The sequence below is a fragment of the Candidatus Eisenbacteria bacterium genome, assembly GCA_016867495.1.
In the GTDB taxonomy this organism is placed as follows: domain Bacteria; phylum Eisenbacteria; class RBG-16-71-46; order CAIMUX01; family VGJL01; genus VGJL01.
The window spans coordinates 1-10,509 of the sequence record VGJL01000089.1; the positions used below are offsets into that span (position 1 = coordinate 1).

A 10,509-nucleotide genomic window follows, 5' to 3' on the forward strand; every position below is an offset into this window, starting at 1 on the left:
CTCCGGTCAGACGGGGCCGCAGAGGGAGCTTGGGATACGATCGAGAGAAGGCCGCCTCGAACGAACTCCGTCCCCGACCTCCTCCCGCCGCCCCGGCCTCCGTGTAGCTCTCGTCCGCGCGCGAGAGGAGATCGCGCGCCGCCAGTTCGCGCGCCGCGCCATCGGCGCCGAGCGCCGAACGGCTGGATCGCGCCATCGATTCTCCGCGGAGACGAGCGGTGTGGCGGAACCCGGTCCCGGCAAGGGGCAGCCTGTCGAGTGTCTGCGTCCTGGGTTGGCCGGGCGAAGTGAGGGCGGCGATCGCCCCTTCCTCTCCGGCTCCCGGAAGCGCCGACAACCAGAACGAATCCCACGAGTCGTCCACGCCGAACGGGTCGGGACGGAACGGATCCGCGGTCAGGACGAGCCGCTCGAGGTCCAGTTGCACGACGCTGGTCGAGCCCTCATGGACTCCCACCTCGATCGTCCCGCCGGGCGCATCGCCCTTGCCGCCCATCTCGGGAATCGCCAGACCATAGATTCCCGGCTCGAGGTCCTCGTAGAGAAGGCTGCCCTGCGAGAGAGCCAGGGCCCCGAGGACGATCGGCTCCACCTCCCCGGCGCCCGAGAGGACCAGAGTGGGGGCGATGGGGCCGGCGAGAACACCGTCGAGAAGGACCAGGAGGCGACCGCTCACGGCGTCAACTCGGCTTCCGGGGAAGAGACTCGCGGCAACCATGAGGAGCGTCAGGAGAAGGCGCTGATCGATTCGAAGCATCGTTCCTCCGCACCCAACCCGGTTTGGCGGGACCGAACGCCCCCATGATAGTCGAAGCGCCATGGCGCCGCGACTACCTCGGGTTCTGTGCGTCGGGTTCTGCGGTTTTCCGAGCGCCCTCACGGGCAACTGAACCAGACGCGCAGCGTGGGCGGATCGGTCCCGAACCTGTGGGATCGGATGTTCACCGCCCCGTCCACGGCGACAGCGGACGGTTGCAGCAGGATCCCGCGGTTCGCCGACGGCGTCCCGATCCACTGCTGGACGAGCGGGATGAGCGGCGAGCACTCGATGGAGTAGAGATGCGGCGTGCCGCACCCCAGCGCATAGGAGCAGGCGAGAGGCGTGATCGCCGGGATTGTGTTCCATGTCACCCCGCACTCGCTCCAAGATCCGTCGATTCTCGAGACGTAGACCGCGAGGGTCGTGTCCGGAGGCGGCGGGAGACATCCGTCCGCGAAGAGGTCGAGCCTGGCCTGGAGGACCGTCGCCTGCGCCGGGATCGCCGAGAGATCGAAACGGAGCAGCGTGCGCAGCTCGCCCGGTTCCGCCGTGTCCCATCCGACTCTGTCGAGTATCACGGCGCACCCTGTGGAGTCGGGGAATCCGGAGGAGACCATGGCGTCGGCGACCGGATGGACGATCACGGGGGATGGGAAGGAGCCGATCCCGACGCAGGAGACGCCGCTGCAGAGCGGCTGCCCCGTCTGGACCGCGCAGGTTCTCTGGCCGCAGACGGTCGGTGTGAAGCGGACGGTCGCATTGCGCGTCTGGCCCGCGGCCAGATTGAACGCTCCGCCGCCCGAGATGATCTCGTAGTCGGGCCAATCCTCGCTCACGCTGCCGGCTAGCGGCTCGCATCCCGTGTTGGTGATCGTGAAGCTTCGATCGTCGGAGAGGCCGATGGCTACCGTACCGAAGTCGAGGGCGGTCGGGTCGACGTCGCAGTCGATCCCGGCGGCGACGCCGGCGCACTGAACGTCGGCGCACAGCGCGCTGCCCGTGTCGATTCCGCAGTTCTTGGGTCCGCAGCTCGTCGGAGCGAAGCGGACGGTCACCTGGCGCTGCGCCCCGGCGGCGAGCGTGAAGAACCCGCCCCCCGAGACGACGTCGTAATCCACGCACGACTCCGCGACCGTGCCGCTCCAACTCGTGCATCCTGCGTTCGTGATCGTGAAACTGCGGTCGACCGATGAGCCGACGGCGATCGTCCCGAAGTCGAGGGTGGTGGGGGAGACCGAACAGAGGCTCCCTCCTCCCGCGCCGGAGCAGCTCACGTCGCTGCAGAGGCTGTTTCCGGTCTCGATCGTGCAGGCCTTGGCGCCACATTCCGTCGGGCGAAAGCGAACGGTCACGGCACGCGACTGCCCCGGGTTCAGCGCGTAATCGCCGGCGCCTGATGCGATCTCGTAATCGTCGCAGGTCTCGCTCACCGATCCCGTCAATGCCGCGCATCCGCTGTTCGTTATCGTGAAGCCTCGGTCAAGGACCTCGCCGACGGCAACGGTCCCGAAGTCGAGGCTGGTCGTGGAGAGCCCGCATGAGCTTCCCCCGCCCATTCCCGCGCAGGAGACATCGCTGCAGATCGTGCTTCCCGTCTCGATCGTGCAGGTTCGCGTGCCGCACGCGGTAGGCTCGAAACGGACCGTGACGGTCCGGCTCTGTCCCAGCGACAAGTTGTAGCTGCCGTCTCCGGAGAGGATCCGGTAGTCGTCGCACGCTTCGCTCACGACGCCGGCGATGCTGCCGCACCCCTCGTTCGTGATCGTGAACGAGAGGTCCTTCCATTGTCCGAGGGAGACGGATCCGAAGTCGATGCTCTCGGTCGAGACGACACAGCCGGTTCCGCCCCCGGACCCCGCGCAGGAGAGATCCGGGCACTGGGGATTGCCCGTCTCGATCAGGCAGCTTCGCGTGCCGCAGCCCTGGGGGGCGAAGCGGACGACGACGCGCACGGAGTCTCCATTCTCGAGGCTGTATTGGCCGCCCCCGGCCACGATCTCGTAGTCGGTGCACGATTCGGTCACGCTCCCCGCGACCGCGGCGCAGCCGTCGTTCTTGATCGTGAAGTCAAGCTCCGCGGAGCCGCCAAGCTCCACAACTCCGAAGTCGAGGCCCGACGGCGAGAGGATGCATCCGCCACCCCCGCCCAGGCCCGCGCACGCGACGTCGGCGCACCCGTCGTTCCCCGTCTCGATCGTGCAGGCCGCCGCGCCGCACAGGCTCGGGGTGAAGCGCAGCGTGACGTTTCTGAATTGCCCCGAGGGGATGCTATAGAAGCCTCCGCCGCCGACGATCTCGAAGTCGGGGCACGACTCGGACGGCGTTCCCTCGAGGGGATCGCATCCGTCGTTCAGGATCTGGAAGATGAGGTCGGCCGATTCGCCGATCGGGACCGTGCCGAAGTCGAGGGTCGTGGCGCTCACCGAGCAGCCCTCACCGCCGGCCGAGCCCGTGCAGCCGACATCGGCGCAGATGGCGTTGCCCGTCTCGATGAGGCAGGTCTCCGTTCCGCAATCGACCGGCGTGAAGCGTACCGTCACCTGCCGCGATCCGCCCGGAGCGAGAGTGTAGCTTCCGAGCCCGGCAACGATCTCGTACTCCGGGCACGACTCGCTGACCGTTCCCGAGAGAGCGCTCGTGCCGCTGTTGGTGATCGTGAAGCTGCGGTCCGCCGACTCCCAGACGGCGAGCGAACCGAAATCGAGGCTCGTCGGCTCGATCCTGCAACCCGGACCGGTGCCGACGCCCGTGCCGAGACATGAGACGCTCACGCACGCAGGGAATCCGGCGTCGATCGTGCAGGTCCGCGCGCCGGCCGCGGAGGGCCGAAAGCGGACCGTGACGGAACGCATCGCCCCGGGCGCCAGGGAGTAGCTGCCCCCGCCCGAGACAAGCGTGAAGTCCCGGCACGTCATGGCCACGGAATCGATCAGGGCGTCGCATCCTCGGTTGGTGATCGTGAAGGTCAGGTCGGCGAACTGTCCCACCGCAACGCTGCCGAAGTCCAGGCGCGTCGGCGACACGAAGCAGTCGGCGAGCGTGCCGCTTCCGACGCACGCCAGGCTCCCGCAGAGGTCGTTGCCCATGTCGATTGCGCAGCTTCGCGTGTAACACTGCTGGGGCGTGAAACGGACCGGGACCGCAAGGCTCTCCCCTGGTTGGAGAGCGTAGGCCGCGTTCTGCAGGGCGATCGCGAACTCGGGGCAGTCCGCCGAGACGGTTCCGCTGAGCGTCGCGCAACCGTCGTTCCTCAGGAGGACGATGCGTTCGGATGTGGCGCCGAGCGACACGGATCCGAAGTCGATCTGCGGAGGCTCCACGGCGCAGAAGCCGCCAGTGCCCGCGCCCGCGCATGCGACCTCGGGGCAGGCGGCGTGGCCGAGATCGAGGATGCACTCGACCGATCCGCATCGGGAAGGAGTGAAGCGCACGGTCACCTGGCGGCTCTGGCCTCCGACCAAGGTGAAGTCGCCTCCGCCGCTGACAACGGCGAACGCCCCGCAGTTCGACGCTATCCGTCCGTTCAGGCCCTCGCAGCCGGTGTTCGTGATCGTGAAGGACCGGTCCGCGTGGGATCCCAGGCCCACCGATCCGAAGTCGATCGCAGGTGTGGACAGCGAGCAACCCAGCCCGCCTCCGACGCCGAAGCAAGCGACATCGGTGTCCGGGGTCGGTCCCGTCGTAACCGCGCAGCTCCGCGGCCCGCAGCCGGAAGGCGCAAACCGCACGCTGACGGTTCTGATCTCGCCTGACGCGAGCGCATAGTCCCCCTGCCCCGCGACCAGAACGAAGTCGGCGCAGCTCGCTGAGACTGTCCCGTCCAGGGTCCCGCCTCCCGCGTTCTTGACCGTGAAGCTCCGCGTCGCGGACTGCCCGGGTTCTATGGCGCCGAACTCGAGGGTGTCAGCGGAGATCTCGAGGAGGGGCGGTGGATCGATCCCCTGGCCGCGGCAGATCAGGCGGCCGCAATCGGCGCCCGTCTGGACCGTGCACGCGGACGCGCCCGTCCGAGCGGGGGCGAAGCGCACCGAGACGGCCCGGCTTTGCCCTCCGGCCAGACTGAATGCCCCGCCGCCGGACATGACCGTGAAATCGTCGCACGCTTCGCTCACGCTCCCCGCGAGCGTCCCGCCTCCCTTGTTGGCGATCGTGAAGGCGAGATCACGAGAGGCGCCGATCGCGACTCGCTGGAAGTCGAGCGTGTCCGGGAGCAGATCGCATATCGGCGTGGAAGGGGGCTCCTTCACGGAATCGTCGCCTTCGCAGGCGGCGAGCGCCAGGATCACGAGCAGGGCGAGAAGCCGCCATTTCCGCTCCGCGAGCCGTCTCACGTCGACCTCCTCGGGGCGCCGGCCAATCGGCGGCTGCCCGGTCCGCGCCCGTCGCGCTCAGCCCCCACGGGCAGGGATCTTAGATCACGGTGGCTCCGCCGGCCACCAGGGATCGCGCCTCGGGCAACCGAGGATCCCTGCCGTCTCTCGCGCCCCGCTATGTTCGCGTTCGCGGCGCGGGGCGCGAGAGGCGGCAGGAATCGCTCAAACCTCAGGGCACGCTTGCGCACATCCGGGGTCCGACCAAACCCGTCTGGATCTTCCTGGGCACATCTGAGATACTCCCTTGGCGCGTCCGCTGCGTCCGCGTGGGCTCCGGGTCCTGAGAAGATCTGTGCGCCCCCGGCGCTGGAGGTATGGGGATGCCGGGCTTCCTGATTCGGTTCATCGTGAGCGTCTTCGCGCTTGGGTTCACGGCCGCCATCGTTCGAGGGATCGACATCACCGGCGAGAGCGACTTCCAGAGGGCGATCTCCCTCGGAGCGGCCGCGCTCGTACTGGGGATTCTGAACGCGATCATCCGCCCGATCCTGGTCCTTCTCACCCTTCCGATCACGCTCGTCACGCTGGGGCTCTTCGTCTTCGTGTTGAACGCCGCGATGATCTGGCTCACATCTCGAGTGGTTGAAGGTTTCGAGGTGCGCGGATTCGGCGCCGCCCTCTTCGGCGCGATTCTCATGACCGTGATCTCCTTCGTCCTCAACCGATTCGTGAAGGATCGCAACGAGAAGACCCGCAGGTGACCGATCCCGCTCGCGGAGGGCGAGCGAAGCGGGCCACCGCGGAACGCGGAGCGCCGTCCTGCCGCTACGCGCGGGCCTCGCGCGACGCCGCCAGAACGTCCTTGAGAAGGAGATCGAGCAGGCTATCGTCGCACCGCGGGTGCAGGATCACCGCCCGCAGAACGCGCCTTCCGCGGTAAAGCGGCATCGAGAGCCATCCGTGGCCGCGGCGCGCGACCTCCAGCTGCACCGCGCTCTGCGCCTCGTCCATGAGGCCGGGATCGGCTGTCGGATCGATGCCGGGGGGGATCGCGCGGAAACAGACTATGTTCAGATTCGGCCTCGCGATCAGCTCCAGCCCGGGCGTCGCCTCGATGCGGTCCGCCAGCCGGCTCGCCGCCTCGACCTGCGTTTCGATCAGCCGCGCCATGTAGTCCGTGCCGAGATGCTCGAGCGTCAACCAGAGCTTCAAGACATCGACGCGACGCGTTCCCTGAATCGTGTACTCGCCGAGGTTCGGATGCGAATCGTCTCCGCCCTCGCGGCCATAGAGGAACGGCTCGCGTACCGTCGTCTCGAGGATCTGCCCGTCACGGAAGAGGATCGAGGCGCAGGTCTTCGGGACATAGAGCCACTTCTGCGGATTCCAGGTGATCGAATCGGCCGTTTCGCAGCCGCGGAGTCGGCTCCGCAGCTTCTTGGAGAGGATCAGGCTCCCGCCATAGGCGGCGTCCACGTGGAACCAGAGCCCGTGCCGGCGGGCGATGGCCCCGATCTCGTCGAGGGGTTCGATCGTCCCTGTGACGGTCGTGCCCGCCACGCCCACCACGCAGAAGGGGCGCAGCCCTTCTCCGCGAGCGCGGAGGATCACCTCCTCAAGGACTCTCGGATCGATGCGATGACTGTCGCCGCTTTGCACGAGAACCGCCCCCCGGCGGCCGATGCCGAGGAGGTTCGCTGCCTTCAGGAATGAGTAGTGGGCGTGCTCGCTGGCCAGCAGAACGAGTCGGCCTTCAGGGGAGGCGAGGCCTTCTCGGGCCGCTCCCCTGTCGCCGACGTGGTTTCGCGCGACCCAGATCGCCTGGATGTTGGCGAGAGTTCCCCCGCTGACGAGCAAGCCGCGCGCGGCGTCGCCCCATCCGAACGCGCCGGTCGCCCACCTGAGGAGCCGGTCTTCCATCGCGGTGAAGACGAGCGACATTTCGTAGGAGAGCATGTTGTTGTTGCAGGCGGAAATGAGCGCGTCTGAGAAGATGCCCACCGCCGACGCCAGGGAGTCCATGTGTCCCACGTATCCGGGATGCGCGGGATTCAGGGTGCGATCGAGGATCTCGGTCCTTACGATCTCGATCAGCTCGTAGGGATCGCGGCCTTCGAGCGACGGCGTGTACGGTCCACGGAGCAGGTCGGGGACGGGAAGTTCCTCCGGCACCGGCGGATGCGAGCCGGCCTTCGCCGCCGCCTCCACCAGGAGATCGATGAAGCGGTACCCCAGTTGGCGAACCTCATCGAGGTTCGAGCCATCGGGCTCGATGAAGCGCAACCGATCCCTTGCTGTCGTCAAACTGCCTCCGACGGCGGATCGATCCAGATGCCGCGCTCGCGGATGAGGTCGATCAGACGATCGACCGCCTCCTCCTCGCGGATCGCCTGCCGCACGCGTTCGCGGCCGACATAGAGATCGACTCTGCCGGGCGCGCTGCCGACATACCCGAAGTCGGCATCCGCCATTTCACCCGGCCCGTTCACCACGCAGCCCATGATCGCGATCCTGGTCCCGCTCAAGTGCGCCGTCTTCTCCCGGATGCGTCTCGTCGTCTCCAGCAGATCGAACTGGGTGCGACCGCAGGAAGGGCATGCGATGAACTCGGCGCGCGTGAGACGGAGCCTGCATCCCTGGAGGATTGTATAGGCGAGCCGCACGGGGTCGATAGGAAGATCGCCGCCCGGGCCGGTCATCGGGGGGGACGGCATCCCCGGGATGCACAGGCCATCCCCGATTCCGTCCAGGAGGATGCTCCCGCCGGCCATCGCGGCTCCATAGGGATCGAGCGGAAGTTCGATGAAGATCGGGATCCCGCGCGTGCTCTCGTCCTGGTCGATGGCGGCCGCGACGGCCCGGGCCGCGCGAACGATACCCCGGCCGGCAAGAAGGATCGCCACCGAGTCGCATCCTTCCGCGAGGCAGACGCGCGCGTGCGCGAGGCATTCGCTCGCCACCCTCGCGGGCCATGCCGGCTCCACTCCGTCAGAGTCCTCCGGCTCGATCCGCAGGCGGAGGGGTTTACGCCGGCGCGCGCAGAGCCGCGCGAGGATCGCGAGCTTCCCATCGCCGCCCCGATCGCTCGATCGGGGGCGCGCCCCCACGGCGGCGATCCAGGGAAGGAAGGGCTCGATCGCGTGGATCTCGCGCGGAGCGCGCAGGTCCCACTCCATCACGATCGGGATCCCCGGCGCGCTGGAGCGGATCGCATCGGCGAAGGCGGCGAAGGGCTCGATCCGCGCGCTCGGCAGATCGCAGGGAGGGAGGGCGAGCGAGAGGATCTCCGCGACGGCTCTCGGGGCCGCGGGGTCGGAGGACCGGATCACCCCGAGCGCTTCCTCGACGGCGGGCCGCGCCCCGTCTGGACCCCACGGGGGTGTCGCGATCCGCGCCTCCACGCGCGGCGGAGCGCCCGAGCCGCAGGCAAGGAGATCGAGAGGAAAAGGACGGGTCGCTCGTCGCGCGAGCGGGGGATCGGGTGGCGGTCTCCAATCTCCCTCGGCCGGCGCCGCCGGGCGGCCGGCCGCTTCGAGAATCCTCGAGCAGGCATCGATCTCGAATTCGGAGTCCTCCGTGAGCGAGACACGGATCGTGTCCCCGATCCCGTCGAGCAGGAGCGCTCCGATGCCGATGGCGCTCTTGACCCGCCCCTCGATCCCTCCGCCCGCCTCGGTCACTCCGAGATGGATCGGATAGTCCATCCCCTCATCCGCCATCCGGCGAACCAGCAGCCGATTGGCCGCGATCATCACCGAGGGGATTGAGGACTTCATCGAGAGGACGACCTCTCCGAAACCGGCCGCCTCGCAGATGCGGGCGAACTCGAGGGCCGACTCGACCATTCCCTCCGGGGAATCGCCGTAGCGGCTCATGATTCGATCGCTCAGCGAGCCGTGATTGGTGCCGATGCGAAGGGCGACGCGGCGTTCCCGGAGTTTCAGAGCAAGCGGCTCGAGGGCCAGGCGAATCCGCGCGAGCTCCTCCGCATACTGAGCATTGGAGTATTCCTTGAGCTCGAACCTTTTCCGGTCCGCATAGTTGCCCGGGTTGATCCGCACCTTGTCGACGAAATCCGCAGCAGCGATCGCGACATGCGGGGTGAAGTGGATGTCCGCGACCAGGGGCGTGTCGAGGCCACGGAGCGAGAGCTCCTCCCGGATGAGCGGGAGATTCTCCGCCGCCTTCATATGAGGGACGGTGAGACGGACCAGAGGGCATCCGGCCGCCGCGAGCCTTGCGATCTCGCCGACGACCGCGCCGGTGTCCAGTGTGTCGGCCGTCGTCATCGACTGGATCAGGATCGGATGCTCCGAGCCGATCGCAAGCGATCCGATCCTCACGCTCCGCGCCGGGCGGCGCGGGAGGGTGGCTCCTTCGAGGGTCACGCTTCGCCCCATCGATCCTGGCGCGTGGCAGGCCGGGCGAGGGCGCGGCGAACGGTCCATCTCATGCGACCCAGGATAGCATCTCGGGGGCTGCCGGTTGTCCCGCCGGGGCGGGCCCGACGGCGGGCGGAAGGAGGAAGGGCGTAACTCGCAGCGTCGCCATACGCGGCCGGGACGGAGACAGGTCCGCCCCGAGCGCCTGAATCATCTGGCGCCGGGGCGGCGGGGGATGACTCGAGCCAGTTCGACCGGGGGATCGACGGACCCGAAGCAACTAGCAACGCCGCCTCGAATCTCGCGCGACATCAACCCGTGAGGACCAGCCCCGAGACCTCAAATCGGGGAAGCGGCTCCGGCCGCTTGTTACGGGTTTCAATACATCAAGCGGCCCGCGCAGGTTCCGTTGAATTGGAAGATTTCCCAATGCATTGCGATACATGGCATTACGCACCGATGAGGCGCGGGTCCCGGCCTGGCCGGAGCCGGGTGAAGGCGACAGGATCGGTCGCCGATCGATAGGGATCGCCCAGTGGACGTCCTGCCGCCGGTCCCGCTCGGTTGCGGTCCCGCGCGCGGGGGGCTAGGGTTTCCCTTCATGAGAAACGAATCGCTGGCGTGGCGGCGTCGATGCCCGCGCAAGCCCTCGGGGCTGCCGATCCCAAGGCAAGCGAGGAAGCGGTCGGCCCGCCGCCTTGTCCTCGGCGCGACCCTCCGCTCTCTTGGGCTCTGCATCGGGATCGCGGCAGCCCCCGCCGCCTTCGGGGCGGACGGAGCGGGCGGACAAACGGGCGGGGAGTCGGGAACGTCGGCTCCAAAGAGCAGCGCCGTCGAGCCGATCCGCCTCGTGGCGTCGATCCCTCCCCTCGGCGCCCTCGCGCAGATGGTCGGGGGCGAGTTCGTGGATGTTCGGGTCCTCCTGCCGCCCGGCGCGTCCCCCCACGGCTACGAGCCGGGGCCTGACGCGGTCCGGGCCCTGGCGCGCGCGGAGGGGCACATCGTCATCGGCCGCCTCCTCGATCCCTGGATGGAGACGCTCGCGCGCGGATCG

Annotated in this window: 6 protein-coding genes and 1 pseudogene; 2 read left to right on the forward strand and 5 right to left on the reverse strand. The window is 68.3% G+C overall.

All coding sequences use genetic code 11. The features are described 5' to 3' along the window. Both FJY88_08910 and FJY88_08915 read right to left on the reverse strand, forming a co-directional pair. Positions 1–757, reverse strand: a 757-nt coding sequence (locus FJY88_08910; GenBank protein MBM3287453.1) for a hypothetical protein, incomplete at its 3' end; no start/stop codon positions are given. A gap of 119 nt (positions 758–876) precedes the next feature. Continuing rightward, positions 877–5,091, reverse strand: coding sequence for a choice-of-anchor D domain-containing protein (locus FJY88_08915; protein ID MBM3287454.1), 4,215 nt, complete (start codon positions 5,089–5,091; stop codon positions 877–879). A 362-nt stretch (positions 5,092–5,453) separates the two neighbouring features. On the opposite strand from FJY88_08915, the gene FJY88_08920 reads away from it, so the two are divergent. Further along, entirely contained in the window at positions 5,454–5,834 is a 381-nt protein-coding gene (locus tag FJY88_08920; GenBank protein ID MBM3287455.1) for a phage holin family protein, read from the forward strand. A gap of 64 nt (positions 5,835–5,898) precedes the next feature. On the opposite strand, the gene FJY88_08925 is transcribed toward FJY88_08920, so the two are convergent. The 3 genes and pseudogenes from FJY88_08925 to ispG form a co-directional block, all read right to left on the reverse strand. Beyond that, positions 5,899–7,377 carry an aminotransferase class V-fold PLP-dependent enzyme gene (locus FJY88_08925; protein MBM3287456.1) on the reverse strand — a complete coding sequence of 493 codons (1,479 nt, stop codon included), beginning with the start codon at positions 7,375–7,377 and terminating at the stop codon, positions 5,899–5,901. Then, positions 7,374–8,249, reverse strand: coding sequence for a hypothetical protein (locus tag FJY88_08930; protein ID MBM3287457.1), 876 nt, complete (start codon positions 8,247–8,249; stop codon positions 7,374–7,376). The genes FJY88_08925 and FJY88_08930 overlap by 4 nt, the downstream gene beginning before the upstream one ends. A gap of 378 nt (positions 8,250–8,627) precedes the next feature. Beyond that, positions 8,628–9,473, reverse strand: a pseudogene (gene ispG / locus FJY88_08935) ((E)-4-hydroxy-3-methylbut-2-enyl-diphosphate synthase). Positions 9,474–10,056: 583 nt separating this feature from the next. Between ispG and FJY88_08940 the strand changes: the two are divergent. Next, positions 10,057–10,509, forward strand: a 453-nt coding sequence (locus tag FJY88_08940) for a zinc ABC transporter substrate-binding protein (GenBank protein ID MBM3287458.1), incomplete at its 3' end; no start/stop codon positions are given.

What these genes read in the sequence shown, in the direction of transcription:
- FJY88_08920 (MBM3287455.1), top strand. Translation starts at nt 5,454, where the DNA reads ATGCCGGGCTTCCTGATTCGGTTCATCGTGAGCGTCTTCGCGCTTGGG.
- FJY88_08930 (MBM3287457.1), bottom strand. Translation starts at nt 8,249, where the DNA reads ATGGAGTGGGACCTGCGCGCTCCGCGCGAGATCCACGCGATCGAGCCC.